The following is a 15,526-nucleotide window of genomic DNA, read 5'->3' on the forward strand; positions in this document are numbered from 1 at the left end:
AATTGAGGTCACAGCCAGAAGTATTTGTATCCTCAAAGACTTGGCAAACAGCTTCTTTTGGTAAGGAGTCACGCAGTTGGATAACAGGTATTTGATAATGCTCGAATTTCTTGAGAATTTCTAGTTCTAAAGTATCAATTAGTTCCAGCTTTTGAGGATTGTATCGCCAATGCTTAGAGAATTTACTACGCCATTCCGAAAAAAAGAAAACCTTGGATAAAGGAAACAAGAGCGCCTCATATTCTGACATCAAGGAGAAAATATTTAGTGATGTCAAAGGTAGAGATTGAGTTCATTTGATGTTCTGCCATTTTTGTCATCAAGAAAGATGCGGCTACTCGCTACAGCTAGTACTTCTGTACCTCAGCCTAAGATTCTCTTTGGGGTAACAGCAAGGGGTTTTTGGGGCAGTTGGTCGTGAGTAGCGATCGCTTTTGCTTAATCTTGAGGAAAGTCTGGAGGTAAGATAACAATTCCTTTGACAACTAGTTGTTTAAATTGATTGATTAAATCAGCTTGCCGTAATATTCGGGTAATGTATTTAGGCCGTCGGCCAAAGTCTGTCCCCCAATCTTTCACGGTTTTTGGACTATTACCTGTAACTTGTGCGATCGCATTAATACAAGCTTTACGATAATTGCGACCTGGTTCTTGGCTAACCCAGCGATGGCAATACTCCATCGGTTCGAGGGGCAACTGACGGATAATATCAACTCGGTGTTGATTTTGATGGGAGTGTCTCCCAGTTTGCATCTTGCATCTTTGTGAGTCAGCGAAAGCTAGCAGTGGTAGGGAGCATTTGGATTCTTTTGGCTATTATGCCTCTCTACTCCCGAAAATCCTTTGCTGGCTGAACTCAACTTAGAAAATCTCTGCTCTCAGCACAAGTAGTTTACTCACGAATCACGACTAAATTATTTTTGCGGATAGTCAGGAGGTAGGACTATTTTTCTAATTTGGTTAAGCATATCTGCCATGCGTAATATATGCACTACATAATTAGGTCGCCTCTCAAAATTTTGTCCCCAATTCCCTATAGTTCTTTCACTGAGTCCAGTTGCTTCTGCTAAAGCAGCAACACAAGCTTTTCTATACCCCCGCTCATCAGGAGGTACATCGACCCATCGTTTGCAATATTCCAGAGGATCCAAAGGCAAATCACTGAACGCATCGATTCTATATTGAGTTGTCTGAGGATTACTGTCTATTGCCCAATTTGTTCTTACCAAACTTGAAGCTCACGAATTGCAAAAGAACGATCGCATTCTCTTTCCCAATCACATCGACGAGTCAGAGCTATCACCCAAGAAGGACAGATTCAGGTTAAACCCCAGCTACCAATGGATATTCTGGGGGTTTATATTCTCCAGCCGGGAAAAATTCGTAATTCGTAATTTTTTAGACAATTTTAAATATTAGGTGCGTGAGAGATGAGTGTAGCAGGGATTACTTTAGCAGGCGTTCAGATTGAAGGAAATTTGCTAGCAGCAGATATAACTGCCGAATTGCTGGCAGGTAATCTGAGAGGACAAGCATCAGAGGATTTTGGTTTTAGTAAAACTGATAAACTAGCAGATGAAATTGCGATCGCTTGGAGTGATGCTAAAGCTTATTGGGCAGCATTTCAACGGCAATTAGACAGGTTAGATGCAGATGATACCGCTACTAGCGTCACCCGCGAACTGTGGGTAGTTCCCTTGCTACGTAGTCTCGGATATAACCCTGTTTACACTGCCAAAGCCGAAGTCGTGGAGGGACAAACTTATGCGATTTCTCATCGTGCAGAATTAGGCGAAAACAAGCCACCTATCCACATTATTGGTTGTCGCATCAAGGTGGATCATCGTCCTCCCAGTGGCACACCCAGGTTATCAGCACACGCACTGGTGCAGGAGTATCTTAACAAGACAGAGCATTTGTGGGCGATCGCAACTAACGGTTTTCGCTGGCGGTTACTGCGCGACTCTTCCTTGATGACTCGTCTTACCTACGTTGAATTTGACTTAGAACAGATTCTCAACGGTGAGAATTTTGCCGAGTTTGGGCTATTTTATCGGTTGTTTCACCGTTCCCGCTTGCCTGAAGGTATGGATGATGCCGATAAGTGCTTGCTGGAATATTACCACCAAGAAGCACTGCAACAGGGTGGACGGGTACGCGACAGACTCCGAGATGGGGTAGAAAAAGCACTAATACAGCTAGGCACTGGTTTTCTCCAACATCCCAGTAATGAAAACTTGCGGCAGAAGCTTGCTGCTGGTACAGAATTAACAGATATCGGATATTATCGGCAACTGTTGCGGCTGATTTATCGCCTGCTGTTTTTGATGGTGGCAGAGTCCCGTAATTTATTAATTGGTGAAGATGTAGAGAAAGCACGAATCTACCGAGAATATTACAGCATTGAGCGACTGCGAGAATTAGCCGAGCGTCCCCATTGGCGGCGGGAAGGGTTTCAAGATTTATGGCAGGGTTTGCGCGTTACATTTTTGCTGTTTGATGAAAATTGGCGGGGAAAATATTTAGGATTATCACCATTAAATGGCGATTTATTTGGTTCGTACACTCTACCAGCTTTAGATGATTGTGCTATTGATAATCACGACTTGCTAGTAGCGATTCGGGAGTTATCTTTATATCAAGATAAGGGGCAATTACGACGGGTAAATTATGCTGCTTTAGATGTAGAAGAACTGGGTAGTATATATGAAAGTCTCCTTGATTTTCACCCAGAAATATCTCCTAAAAACTACGAATTCAAATTAGTATTTGGTAGTGAAAGAAAAACTACTGGTTCTTACTATACGCCACCGCAGTTAGTAGGACAATTGTAGACCCCGCCTGTGGTTCCAGTCATTTTCTCTTAGCCGCAGCACGTCGGGTAGGAAAGGAATTAGCTAAAATTCGCACTGGGGAAGCTGAACCAGGTAGTGAACCTTTAAAGTTAGCGATTCGAGATGTTATTCAAAATTGCATTTATGGGGTGGATTTAAATCCATTGGCTGTTGATTTATGCAAAGTAGCCTTATGGATTGAAGGTTTTTCTCGCGGCTTTCCTCTTAACTTTTTAGACCACAGGATTAAGTGTGGTAATTCTCTTGTGGGAGTGATGGATTTGAGTTGTTTGAATGAAGGAATCCCTGATGAAGCGTTTAAGCCAGTAACAGGTGATGATAAAAAACTATCTACACAGCTTAAGAAACGGAATAAAAATGAACGAGAGAAAGCAGGACAACTATCAATTGGTGAAAAGTTAGAAACTGATAGCGTAGATTATGCAGAAATGTGGCGACAGTTGGGGGTAATTCCTGAAACCACACCACAACAAGTTAAAGATAAGCAAAAGCAATATAAAGAGAATTTGCAAGAATCTAGTTGGTGGTTGAAATATTCTGCTTGTAATTTATGGACAGCAGCCTTTTTTATGTCACTAACTGAGCATCATTTGCAGTTACTACCTACAACTGAAGCATTAAACCGTTTAAAGCGTGAACAAGTAGAAAAAGTTCATAAATCAGAGGATAATTACGAATTAAGGATTACGAACTACGAATTAAATAAGATTGTAGATGCAGCGAATAAGTTAGCTGAAGAAAAGCGATTTTTTCACTGGTGTTTATAATTTCCTGAAGTATTTGAAGCAGGTGGATTTGATTGTGTGTTGGGTAATCCACCTTGGGAACGGATTAAGTTACAAGAGAAAGAATTTTTTGCTTCTCAAAGTGCAGAAATTGCTAACGCTATAAATAAGGCGGCGCGGGAGAAGTTAATTAAGGAATTACCAAACAAAAATCCTGAGTTAGCACAAGCATTTGAAGATGCGAAGCATGATGCTGAGGCACAAGGGAAATTTATTCGGGAGTCGGGTAGATTTCCTTTAACTGCGGTGGGAGATATCAATACTTATGCTATTTTTGCTGAGACTACGAGAAAGTTGATTTCATCTGATGGAAGAGTTGGGGTAATTGTTCCTACCGGAATTGCAACTGATGATACTTGTAAAAAGTTTTTTGGAGATTTGACGCAGAAACAAGCTTTAGCAAGTCTGTATGATTTTGAAAATCGAGAAGCTTTATTTACTGCGGTACACCGAAGTTATAAATTTTCTCTATTGGCTATGAGTGGTAAACCAATCAAACGGGGGAATTTTGCCTTCTTCCTGACTCAAACTAAACAATTAGACAATCAAACTCGTCTATTTCAGCTTTCACCTCAAGATATTGCCTTAATTAATCCTAATACTTTTACTTGTCCAGTTTTTAGAACTAGTCAAGATGCAGAATTAACTAAAAAAATATATCAGCGCGTTCCTGTTTTAGAAAATGAAATAACAGGGAGTAATCCTTGGGGTATTTCATTTATGACAATGTTTCATATGTCAAATGATAGTGGTTTATTTAAAAATGACGTGGGTAATGATTTAGTTCCACTTTATGAAGGAAAAATGGTTCAGGCATTCGACCATAGAGCAGCAAGTGTTATTACTAATTATCAAAACTTGCAACGCCTTGGTCAGCCAGTTGAAACTTTGACAGAACAATCTTGTAATCCAAAATATATTCCTAGACCTCAATATTGGGTTAGTGAGAAAGAAGTTTATGCAAAACTACCACAACCATCATCAAATTATTTTATTGGATTCAAGAGTGTTACAAGCCCAACAAACGAGCGAACATTTATTGCTACAGCTTTACCATTTTCTGGTGTTGGTAACTCAATGCCACTTATACTAGCAAATTTTAAAATTAACTTGCTAGCTTGCTGCTTACTAGCAAACTTAAATGCTATTATCTTCGATTTTGTTACCAAGCAGAAAGTAGGAGGTGTGAATCTCAACTTTTTCATCCTCAAACAACTCCCCGTTCTTTCCCCAGAATTATACACCTCAGAAGATATCAAATTTATTAGCGATCGCGTCCTCGAATTAGTATATACCGCCTGGGATATGCAACCCTTTGCTAAAGATATGGGATACAACGGCGAACCCTTCATCTGGAACCCTAACAGACGCGCATTATTAAGAGCAGAATTAGACGCATATTACGCCAAACTCTACGGACTCACCCGTGATGAACTGCGATATATTCTAGACCCTGCTGATGTCTACGGTGCAGACTTCCCTAGCGAAACATTCCGCGTTTTGAAGAATAACGAAATTAAGCAGTTTGGTGAATATCGCACCCAAAGGTTAGTGCTGGAGGCATGGGATAGAATGTTTTAATAATTCGTAATTCGTAATTTATGAAAACAGATGCAATTTTCTACGAGATATTTAAAGAGTTTCCCAACATTTTCTTTGAAATTATTGGTAGGACTGATAATAAAACCAATATTTATGAGTTTACTTCACCTGAAATTAAACAAAAAAGCTTCCGATTGGATGGTGTCTTTTCCCCCTTTGAGGAATTCAGTAATGAACCACTGTACTTTGTCGAGATTCAGTTTTATAAAGATGAAGGATTTTATGACCGATTATTTACAAGTATTTTCCTATACTTTACCCAATATCAACCACCTAACCCTGACTGGTTCGCCATAGTTATCTATGACAAACGCAGCAATGAACGTAGCTATCCCCAACGTTATCGTTCCTTGCTAGAACCTCATCTACGTCGCTTTTACCTAGATGAACTCGAAGATATACTAGATGATTCTCTAGGAATAGGAATTGTACGCTTAGTTGTAGAGAGTGAGGACAAAGCTAGAGAATTCGCCAAAACTCTAATTAACAAAGCTAAGGAAGAATTAACAGACACTCTTATCCAAAGAAAAGTTATAGAATTTATAGAGACAATAGTAGTCTACAAGTTTCCTAACTTAAGCCGCGAGGAAATAGAAACCATGCTGAATTTAAACTTGCTGAAAGAAACTAGAGTTTATCAAGAAGCAAAAGCAGAAGGCGAAGAAGAAGGTGAACTAAAAGCTAAGTTAAAAATTTTGCCAAAGCTGGTGCAAAGGGGACTCAGTGTTCAGGAGATAGCAGAATTATTAGAATTGGATGATGAAACCATTAGAAAAGCTTTGGGAGATTAATTTTCAATTGCATAATTTACTTTGGAGTAAATAAAAGTAATACTGAATTTAAACTTATTCAAACAAACTAAAGTTTATCAAGAAGCTAAAGCACTGACCGTTTAGAACTGGATATTGAAAAAGTAAGGAAAGTTGCCAAAAATATGCAAAAAATTTCTAATAGCAGGAAATAGCGACCATGCTGAATTTAGGTAAAGAGATAGAAAAAACTGCTTTTTACCAAAGTATCCTGAAAAAAACCAAGTTAAAAGTTGTACCAGCGTTACTGAAGAAAGGACTAAGCATTCAGGAAATTGCTGAATTATTAGAAATAGATGTAGAAGAAGTAAGAAAAATTGTAGAAGAACAATAAGTATTTTGTTATTTCCGTGTCTATAACGGGAAATATAGTAAATAGGGTGCGTTAGTTTGTTAACGCACCCTATTTACTAAAAATTAGAATCAAATTTTATGAAAATTACTATAAAGCTACAGGAATTATTACAGCAGCCTAAGAATGGAATTTTACCTATTAGCAATTTATTAAGTCAAAAATTAGCATTCCTAGATTGTACAGGAGTAATAGCTGTTACACCAGAACAATTAACTTTACTATTTACAAGTATTCCTCGAAATTGGGATATACAAGAAGTTGCAGAAATATTCGACTTTTCTACTATTACTCAAACCTTCAATTACCAACTTCGAGAATGGATTGACCAACGCTTAGGTCGAACAAACCATCAAGTATTAGTAAACAGTAGTTCATCCTCTCTCACCAATTCTCAATTCCTTGATATATTTAATTTCCGCAACGAAGTAATTGGCGACTACCGCCGCTATATTGAAAGCTTCCTCAAAATCCGCGACGAAAAAGTAAAAACATTTGTCGATAACGAGTTAGAAAAAGGTCAACTCTGGACTGACCCTTTAGTGCAACTTAACCCTAAATATCGTCCTGGCGCATCTGTCACTACATTAGTACAGCAACGTGTTCTCCATCCCGACTGTACACGCTACTTCTCACAAGATGGTAAACCTTTTACCTTCCACTACCACCAAAAAGAAGCCTTTGAAACATCACAACGTCAAGAACCCTACGTTGTCACCACAGGAACGGGTTCCGGTAAAAGCCTAACTTATGTTGTACCCATCATTGATGATTTGCTACACCATCCTGAAATCAAAGGAGTTAGGGCTATTTGGGTTTATCCCATGAATGCCCTAATTAATTCTCAGGAAGAAGAATTAAGAAAATTTCTCAAACAAGTACCTAGTACCCATATTCGCGTTGAAAAGTACACTGGGCAAGAAAAACTAGAGAAGAAAACCGAAATTCAAAACAACCCGCCCCAAATCTTGCTCACAAATTACGTGATGCTAGAGTTAATGCTGTCTCGCACTCACGAAGATAAATTAGTAGCATCCCCCGATTTAAAATTTCTCATACTAGATGAATTGCATACTTACAGAGGACGGCAAGGTGCAGATGTCGCCATCTTAATTCGCAAACTTCGGCAACGCTGCGGCCAGAAACTTCTGTGTATTGGCACTAGTGCCACCATGTCTTCCGAAGGTTCCCGCCAGCAACGCCGTCAGGTAGTCGCAGATGTTGCTAGTAAATTATTCGGTGTGGAAATTCAACCCAGCAACGTCATCGATGAAACTTTAGAACGTTCTATCAAAAGTGCTGCACCCACCACCGAAAAATTGCGGGAAAGCATTATCCAAGGTTTACCACCAAAGTCCGAACAAACCTTAGACGCTTTTCAACAGCATTCCCTTAGCCACTGGGTAGAGATGAACTTTGGTTTAGAAGACAAACAAGGACATCTCGTGCGTCGCACACCCATCACCTTAGAAACAGGTGCAAATCAACTCGCAAATGAAACCCAACTCAACGAGGAAACTTGCTTAAATATCCTCAAACAGATATTTCTTTGGGGAAGCAAAACAAAGGGGTTGGCATTCCGTCTGCATCAGTTTATTTCCCAAGGCGGTAGCGTTTACGCCACGATTGAAAATCGAGACAAACGACTTCTCACCCTAGAAGGGCAGTACACAACCACCGAAAACCGCCTGCTTTATCCCCTCGTATTTTGTCGGGAATGCGGACAGGACTATTATGTGGTACGCTACGATTCTGAAAAAGATATTGTACTGCCCCAATTACCCACAGCCTTAGATAGTCTTGACAATGAAGATATCAAGGAAGGCTACCTAACCCTTGATGAACCCGGACTTTGGGATAAAGAAGACGAAGAGAGACTTCCTGACTCATGGTTTAAAGAAACTAAAAAGCAAGGGCGTATTCCCGAAAAAAAATATGCACCTTTTATTCCCCAGAAACTGCAAGTTCTACCCAACGGTAAAGTTATAAACTCTGTATTACAGGGAACTACCTGTTGGTTTATTCCTAAACCCTTTCTTACTTGTCTCCACTGCGGTGTATTGTACGACCAAAAGAAAAACGAATTTACCAAACTCTCTCGTCTAAGTAGTGAAGGACGTAGTACCGCAACAACTCTACTTTGTCTTTCTACCGTCAGTCGTCTGAAACAAGTTTTCACTGGCGAGAAAGCCAAAGCCGCAAAAATCCTCAGCTTTACTGATAACCGTCAGGATGCTTCATTACAGGCAGGACATTTCAATGATTTTGTCCAAACCAGTTTCTTACGGGCAGCTTTGAATAGTGCTATTCAAGAAAATGAAAAGCTAACTCACAAAGCACTTGCGGCGGAAGTTGTCAAACAGATGGGTTTATCTCAAACAGATTATGCAATTGAAGCCGCAGAATTTGGCATTGGTAAACGCAAGAATGAAGAGGCTTTTAGCAATTTAATTGAATATCGGCTATACGAAGATTTGCGTCGCGGTTGGCGAATTGTCCAACCGAATCTAGAACAATGCGGTTTATTAACCATAGAATACGCCGAACTATTAGCAACTTGTGAAAATACTCAACTCTGGCAAAAATACCGCCATCCAATTTTACTGCAAGCCTCACCATCACAAAGATATTTTGTTGTTAAAACCTTCCTCGACCATTTAAGAAAAAAATTGGTAATTGATGCGAAAATTTTACAACGAGAGGGTACAGAACAACTGAAAAAGGAAGTATCTCAAGCACTAAAAGACCCTTGGACAATTGATAATTTTGAATATTTACACGAAGCTGCTTCGGCAAGCCTCAGCCCCACAGAAAAAAAAGGTAAATCACGACGAAATACAATCAGGCTGACATTGCGTGGTGAAATCGGGCGCTTTCTGCGTTCTAATCGGGCATGGAATTGGTTGCAAAAACCTTTACCAGAGTCAGATTATAACCAATTAATTAATGCTCTGGTAAATGCTTTGGCAGATGCAGGTTACTTATACAAGAAAGAAGAAGTCCAACTAAAAATTAATTCAATGGTCTGGGTAGCCTCAAAATTAAGTGAAATTCCCCCCGACCCTTTAACCTCGCGTCGCTTGCAGGGTAGCGACAGAAATACTTCTGTCAACCAATTTTTTCAAGACTTCTACCAAACTAACGCTCATCAAATTAAAGCACTAGAAGGGCGAGAACATACCGGACAGGTAAAAAATGAAAACCGCCAGAAACGAGAAGACGCATTCCGTCATGGCAAATTAGCAACTTTATTTTGCTCCCCGACAATGGAATTGGGGATAGACATTTCCGACCTCAGCGTTGTCCATCTGCGGAATGTTCCCCCTAGTCCAGCCAACTACGCCCAACGCAGTGGTCGCGCCGGCAGAAGTGGACAGGAAGCTTTAGTAATTACTTATGCCTCCATTGGTAGCGGTCACGACCAATATTTCTTTAAACGTCAAAGTCAAATGGTTGCTGGTGTCGTCGCCCCGCCTAAATTAGAACTAGCTAACCAGGATTTAATTAAATCTCATGTGTATTCAATTTGGCTGGCACACACTGGCTTATACCTGGAAAATTCCATGAACCAAATTCTGGAGTTAGATTCGCCGGACTGTCCGCTAAAAGAAGATGTAAGTCAGCGAATCACTATGAGTCAGGAAAAATTAGCCAAATGTCTGGCAGCTACAAAACTGATTTTATCTGATACTTTCTGCCAAAACGATCTGAACAAAACCTCTTGGTATTCTGAAAATTGGTTACATTTTACCTTAGAAAATGCAGATAATGCCTTTGATCAAGCGTGCGATCGCTGGCGTAGACTATACAAAGACGCAGTTGAACAATTAGACAAAGCCCGCGACAGCACAAGTCGTTATACCAGAGGCTATGCGACCCAAGAAGAACGGGATATCGCTAAAGCCCAAGAAAAAGAAGCACTGCGACAAATTGACCTGTTAGTGGGACAAGTCCAAGGCAAAAGCAATAATCAGTTTGAATTTTACCCCTATCGTTACTTTGCTGCCGAGGGATTTTTACCTGGGTTTAACTTCCCCCGCTTACCAGTCCGGGCATTTATTCCCACAGAAGAAAGTGGCGAATTTATTTCTCGCCTCCGCAGCGTGGCTTTGAGAGAATTTGCCCCTGGTAATGTTATTTACTACGAGGGTAGTAAATTTATGGTGGCTAAAACCAAAATCTCTGTTGGTGGCGCTGACTATCAACGGGTAAATGTCTGCTTTAAATGTGGTTATTTCCATGAAGGGGCAACTAGTCACCGCGATACCTGTGAGAACTGCGGGGCAAAACTTGCCGATAGTAACAATAATAAAGCTTTACTTACACGCTTATTATCAATGGAAACTGCGATCGCCTGGAGACGAGAACGCATTACCTGCGACGAAGAAGAACGCCTTAAATACGGTTACAACATCACCACCCACTTCCGTTACGACCAGCAAAAACGCCAATCAGCAGTAGTACAGACTGCCGATGGTACAGAATTATTACGCTTAACTTATGGCGCTACAGCAGACATCTGGCATATTAATCGCGGACTGAACAAGAAAAAAAGTGAGGAACGAGGATTTAAACTCGATATCAAAACTGGTATTTGGGGCGATGCCAAAAACGACTCAGCAAAAGATAGTATTCACACCGACGTTAACTTAATGGTGAAAAATACCTGCAATATTCTGGTTGTTGAACCATTAAGTGTACCCACAGACGAAAGAGAAGCTTTTATTGCCACCCTGCAATATGTCTTGGAAACTGCCATCCAAGCAGTGTACAAATTAGAAGCCGATGAACTAGACTCCGAACGCCTGGGAGACGGTAAATATTTACTGTTCTGGGAAGCTACGGAAGGTGGTGCAGGTGTTCTTTCTCAACTATTAGAAAAGCCTGATGCTTTTCAAAAAATAGCCGATGCAGCTTTAGATATTTGCCATTTCAAAGAACCTAAAGATAGTTGTGTCCAAGCTTGCTATGAATGCTTACTTTCTTACCGCAACCAGTTCGACCATGCTTTGATCAATCGCCATCTCATCAAAACCTTACTTGACAAACTGCAAAAAAGCACAGTACAGATAGAAGGAATATATTGTGATGAACAGTATCAACAACTGCTGCAACAAACAGACCCAAATTCCCAATTTGAGCGAATAGTTTTAGAAGAAATTTATAAACGCGGATATAAACTACCAGATTATACACAGGAATTAATTCCAGAGACCAACTGTAAGCCAGATTTTCTCTATAAAGAAGATGGCATTGCTGTTTTTTGTGACGGTTCAGTTCATGACAGCCTTGAGAAACGTAGACAAGACAAAATTGAGCGAGATAATCTCAAGCACAGTACCACTTACCATGTCCTTGTCCTACGACATGATGAAGATTGGCAAACAGAGTTGACAAAACTAGCAGGTTTGTGAGTGGCTTTAGAGTGCGATAGGGCAGTGTTCGCACCTCTAACCTTAAGCCATTTTCAAAGACGTTTCTGACGCTTCGCCATTGTTGCAAAAGGCAAAAAACAGTGAGTACATTCACCCTGTACCCAATCTGCGGGAATCGGGAAAGGAGTCTCACAGTTAGTACATTTGGTTAACAGACGTAACTGGTGGCGATCGCATTTCATCACATCCTTAAACTGCCATTCAATACGATGATAGGGTGATTCTGCATAGCAAGCACCACATAACCGAATTGGTCTGGGTTTCATAGTCACACCTTTTGATGGCAGAATCTCTCTAAGCTTCTCAACTTCCACACCAACTATACCAGCCAAAGCTTCCAACTCCTGCTGTGTCGGAAACGGGTTGAAATAACACTTCTCCCACCTACGAATAACAGCACCTAACCCCGTCAATTTACCAAGTTGAGTTGCAGTTAAATAATTCTCTCGACGAAAGCGTCCTAAAAAATGGCTTAAGCTTTCACCTTGGAGTAGTTCAATATCAAAAAATCTAGGCTCTTTAGCTATATTTTCCATTACTCAAACCACTCCAAAACCTCATCTAAAGTCGCTTTATCAATATTGCTTAACCCTTTTCTCAAAGATAAAATCGCTGCTCGTCTTAAAACCCTATCCACCAAACCAATCTTGCCACCTGTTTTTTGATACAACGGCATTAAAGTTTCTTTCCTAGTTAAATTTGATGGCACGGGTAAACACAAAACCTCATCTTCCCAAATTTGTAATAACTCGGTAAATTTTTTCTCTGACACTAATTGCAAACGATAACATTCTATAAAACGGTCATGAATATAAGGTTCTTTCTTGATAAGATTATCCAGACCATCAGTTCCCACAAGCACAATTGCAATTTTTAATAAATTGTATATTCGAGCAATTTCGTTAAAGGTATTTAACTTCAAAAAATTTGCTTCATCAATAATCAACATTTCTACTTTTGATTCTTTAATGAGCCGCAGTACTCGTCGCCGTAAATCAGTTAATTTACCCGAAATTGCATCATATTTCAAACTTTCTAAAATTAATGTTAGTAGTTCTCCCGCCGAACAATCTCCTGGAACCTGCATATACAAAACAGTTACAATATCCCGCTTACCTGTTCTTTTTTGCGGCCTATTCAACAGTTTATAAACATCACAAGTAACTGACTTACCCGCTCGTGGTGGCGCAACAATTCGACCACATTGTTTGGAAAGACGCAAACTATCCAACCAATCATGAATTTTTTGGATATGGTCAAGCTCTACGACGCTGGGAGTAATTAACCTTTCAATTTGTGGCATCAATTCTTCTGGTATTTGGTCATTTCCCCATAAATTTTGCACCCACTTACGCAAAGATTCATCTGTCATAATCTGTGATAGCTCAAATATTTGATTTGCTTAAATTTGACCCATTCTTATCAAACTAATCGTCATAATCTCGACGAAGTTGTTCATAGTCAAATACTCTAGGTCGCCGTTTTTGTGGCTGAGGTGTTTCTTGTGTTTGTTGAACTGGTTCGTGAATTTTAGGATGTTCGTACACCGGATGAACTTGAGCTTGTTCTTCTTTTTTACGTTCTTTGTGGCTCTTTTTCTTCTGCTTGATAAAAATGTCCCTATCCCGCACCTCTGCCAAAATAGATTTATTACTTATCTGCTTACCAGCATCACGAATTTTTCGACTTGCTGCTTTCGCTTCTTCCAAGGAAATCTGCTCGGTTTCTAAGTCAATCGCATGTGCCTGAGACAACAACACTTCTTTTCCCGAATCTTGACGATATACAAAAACTGTTGATATGTCTCTAGGGTCAAATCGCAATATTACACTCTCACCCGCATAAGCTGATAAGTATTCCCCCCTATAGGTAATGTTTTCAAAACTCACATACCCACCTTTGTAAATACTGCGGCGTGTCTTTTTCATCAAACAAATATCTAATTGCCGCTCGTCAATTAAACTTGGTAGTGCAGGTAAACCAGCTTCCCAGCGTTGAAACCGCGTTTGTCCGCTACGAGCATCAAGTCGCTGATTGTAGTTATCAACAACATAGCGAACAATTAGTAGTTGTAGGTCTCGCAGCGTAATACAAGCTTCTTCTTCAGCATTTTCTGGACGTTGCTGAATATTAGAACCGAAATAGCCATATAACCCAGATAAAAAATCTGTGTTGATAGTGCCGAAACTTAGTTCTTCAATACCACCTTCACTGGGGCGATCGCGCAAATGGCATTCAAATCCAAGTTGAAATCCAATTTGTTTTAAATGTTCCGAGCGAAAATCCTTTCCACCATCAGTAAACAAATTTTCTGGAATGCCAAAAGTTCCCCACTCACAATGAAGTTTATATTCCGAAGTATACTTTTTTGGTGACACGGCATGACGCATAGCCAAAGCGACAACCAAAGAACTTGGTGCATCATAAACCTAAATGAATCCCCATAACACAGCGCGAATAGCTATCTGTAATTCTGGTCAGCCAAGGACGTGCTAAAGTTTCGCCATACTGGTCAACCAGCATCTCATCCAATTTTGTATGGTCGCACTGCCAAGTATGGTTGCTGTATCTTGGCTCCAAGGTCTATCCATCACGGGTTTGATGCGACACCTGTGAACCACGCCAACCAATATTTCTAACTTTCTGTTTTTGCTCTTTGCGCTCAATAATGGGATTGAGAACCCGTTAAACCGTCATGTGGCTGGGGTATCTCTCCAAACCCAATTGTTCCGCTCTCACTTGAACCCGAATCGCAACTTGAGCAGGAGTCATTTTTCGACCGCTTTTATTGCCTTCCTTATAGGTTTTGACAATAAACTTTTGCCATTCTTCATCAATACGGTAATTACCTCGATCAGAGCGTTCGGGTTCGGTAATAGCCGATAAACCCTGCTCTTGATACTTTTTAACAAGTCGCTGTACCGTCCGAACCGTCTTACCAAGCTTTTGTGCCGCTTGCTTAAGTTTGATTCCATAGGTTTTGCGATCGGATGGCTCAATTAAACTTTGTAATACCTCCATCCTCAGCTTGGCTTCATCCGAGAGTTGAGTAATAATCGTGTTCGTTGGTTCTGCATCCTCATCCTCCAAAATTTCGTCAAGCTCATCCGAACTATCAAAAGCTATAGATGTGTCACCGTCATCGGAGTTTAGCGTTTCACCCATAAGACAACTCCATTGCTTGAAATTCTATAAATACTTAAAGCTGCTTCTAATAAAAAGCTGCATCTGACACCCTCAACTTCGGTATTGAGATGCGATACTTAGCTGCCGCAAAGCTCCTCCGAAAAAACTCGTCTCTTAGTGCTGTTCTTGCAACTATAGAGAATGAGGCTTTAGTAGGAGCATGACAGAATTAGTATGTGTGTATTATTGAGCAATTAATATAATACCACTTTGTTCCAAAAAACGACATTTAATTTTTTATTAAACGATTTTTTATAGAAAACGACAATTATTTTGTTATGAGTTAATCAAAATTTGGAAATTGATAGTTTTGACAAGACGACAACCAAATTGTTGTTAATTTAAATAAAGACATTTAATTTGTTAAATAGCTTGCAAAGTAAAATAGAAGTCAAAAAGGCTATAATCGAATGGCACTAAGAAAAGCTGAAATACTTGTCTGGTAAGGGGTTTAGCAAACTAATAGTTTTAAGGGCGGGAATCAGAATAATCTGCAACTCTC

General features: G+C 40.0%; 12 protein-coding genes and 1 pseudogene. 7 read left to right on the forward strand and 6 right to left on the reverse strand.

The genetic code is table 11. From position 1 onward, the window contains the following. Window positions 1-438: 438 nt before the first annotated feature. Both V7K85_RS01005 and V7K85_RS01010 read right to left on the reverse strand, forming a co-directional pair. Complete coding sequence (locus V7K85_RS01005) at window positions 439-753, reverse strand: hypothetical protein (RefSeq protein WP_334810802.1); 315 nt, start codon at window positions 751-753, stop codon at window positions 439-441. 161 nt (window positions 754-914) lie between these two features. Next, on the reverse strand, window positions 915-1,229 hold the full coding sequence (locus V7K85_RS01010) for a hypothetical protein (RefSeq protein ID WP_334810803.1): 315 nt from the start codon (window positions 1,227-1,229) through the stop codon (window positions 915-917). Between the two features lie 201 nt (window positions 1,230-1,430). Here V7K85_RS01010 and V7K85_RS01015 point away from each other — a divergent pair, with 201 nt between their 5' ends. The 7 genes and pseudogenes from V7K85_RS01015 (at window position 1,431) to V7K85_RS01045 (ending at window position 11,817) form a co-directional block, all read left to right on the forward strand. Next, complete coding sequence (locus tag V7K85_RS01015) at window positions 1,431-2,834, forward strand: hypothetical protein (protein ID WP_334810804.1); 1,404 nt, start codon at window positions 1,431-1,433, stop codon at window positions 2,832-2,834. Next, a pseudogene (locus V7K85_RS01020) lies at window positions 2,828-2,980 on the forward strand (hypothetical protein); the annotation flags it as partial. The gene V7K85_RS01015 and the pseudogene V7K85_RS01020, both read left to right, overlap by 7 nt. Before the next feature lie 18 nt (window positions 2,981-2,998). Next, a complete protein-coding gene (locus V7K85_RS01025; protein ID WP_334810805.1) occupies window positions 2,999-3,622 on the forward strand; it encodes a hypothetical protein in 624 nt (207 codons plus the stop codon). 36 nt (window positions 3,623-3,658) lie between these two features. Continuing rightward, window positions 3,659-5,221: a hypothetical protein gene (locus tag V7K85_RS01030; protein WP_334810806.1), complete on the forward strand. Its 1,563-nt coding sequence runs from the start codon at window positions 3,659-3,661 to the stop codon at window positions 5,219-5,221. Window positions 5,222-5,241: 20 nt separating this feature from the next. Next, window positions 5,242-6,033 (forward strand): Rpn family recombination-promoting nuclease/putative transposase, encoded by a 792-nt coding sequence (locus V7K85_RS01035; RefSeq protein WP_334810807.1) that lies wholly within the window; start codon window positions 5,242-5,244, stop codon window positions 6,031-6,033. A 178-nt stretch (window positions 6,034-6,211) separates the two neighbouring features. Next, window positions 6,212-6,385 carry a hypothetical protein gene (locus V7K85_RS01040; RefSeq protein WP_334810808.1) on the forward strand — a complete coding sequence of 58 codons (174 nt, stop codon included), beginning with the start codon at window positions 6,212-6,214 and terminating at the stop codon, window positions 6,383-6,385. Window positions 6,386-6,483: 98 nt separating this feature from the next. Further along, the gene (locus V7K85_RS01045; protein WP_334810809.1) at window positions 6,484-11,817 is read left to right on the forward strand and encodes a DEAD/DEAH box helicase; all 5,334 of its coding nucleotides are present in this window, start codon (window positions 6,484-6,486) and stop codon (window positions 11,815-11,817) included. A gap of 53 nt (window positions 11,818-11,870) precedes the next feature. Here the strand turns inward: V7K85_RS01045 and V7K85_RS01050 are convergent, their stop codons facing one another. The 4 genes from V7K85_RS01050 to V7K85_RS01065 form a co-directional block, all read right to left on the reverse strand. After that, window positions 11,871-12,374: a TniQ family protein gene (locus V7K85_RS01050; RefSeq protein ID WP_334810810.1), complete on the reverse strand. Its 504-nt coding sequence runs from the start codon at window positions 12,372-12,374 to the stop codon at window positions 11,871-11,873. Then, window positions 12,374-13,210, reverse strand: a complete 837-nt coding sequence (locus V7K85_RS01055) for a TniB family NTP-binding protein (RefSeq protein ID WP_334810811.1) — start codon at window positions 13,208-13,210, stop codon at window positions 12,374-12,376. The genes V7K85_RS01050 and V7K85_RS01055 overlap by 1 nt, the downstream gene beginning before the upstream one ends. Before the next feature lie 55 nt (window positions 13,211-13,265). After that, window positions 13,266-14,246, reverse strand: a complete 981-nt coding sequence (locus V7K85_RS01060; protein WP_334810813.1) for a Mu transposase C-terminal domain-containing protein — start codon at window positions 14,244-14,246, stop codon at window positions 13,266-13,268. A 277-nt stretch (window positions 14,247-14,523) separates the two neighbouring features. Next, on the reverse strand, window positions 14,524-15,003 hold the full coding sequence (locus V7K85_RS01065) for a helix-turn-helix domain-containing protein (protein ID WP_334810814.1): 480 nt from the start codon (window positions 15,001-15,003) through the stop codon (window positions 14,524-14,526). Window positions 15,004-15,526 lie beyond the last annotated feature (523 nt).

The sequence above is a fragment of the Nostoc sp. genome (assembly GCF_036917615.1).
Classification (GTDB): Bacteria; Cyanobacteriota; Cyanobacteriia; order Cyanobacteriales; family Nostocaceae; genus Nostoc.

Bases quoted from the DNA above. Each gene is read 5' to 3' on its own strand.
- V7K85_RS01035 (WP_334810807.1), top strand. From the start codon at position 5,242: ATGAAAACAGATGCAATTTTCTACGAGATATTTAAAGAGTTTCCCAAC.
- V7K85_RS01055 (WP_334810811.1), bottom strand. From the start codon at position 13,210: ATGACAGATGAATCTTTGCGTAAGTGGGTGCAAAATTTATGGGGAAAT.
- V7K85_RS01040 (WP_334810808.1), top strand. From the start codon at position 6,212: ATGCTGAATTTAGGTAAAGAGATAGAAAAAACTGCTTTTTACCAAAGT.
- V7K85_RS01050 (WP_334810810.1), bottom strand. From the start codon at position 12,374: ATGGAAAATATAGCTAAAGAGCCTAGATTTTTTGATATTGAACTACTC.
- V7K85_RS01015 (WP_334810804.1), top strand. From the start codon at position 1,431: ATGAGTGTAGCAGGGATTACTTTAGCAGGCGTTCAGATTGAAGGAAAT.
- V7K85_RS01005 (WP_334810802.1), bottom strand. From the start codon at position 753: ATGCAAACTGGGAGACACTCCCATCAAAATCAACACCGAGTTGATATT.
- V7K85_RS01065 (WP_334810814.1), bottom strand. From the start codon at position 15,003: ATGGGTGAAACGCTAAACTCCGATGACGGTGACACATCTATAGCTTTT.
- V7K85_RS01045 (WP_334810809.1), top strand. From the start codon at position 6,484: ATGAAAATTACTATAAAGCTACAGGAATTATTACAGCAGCCTAAGAAT.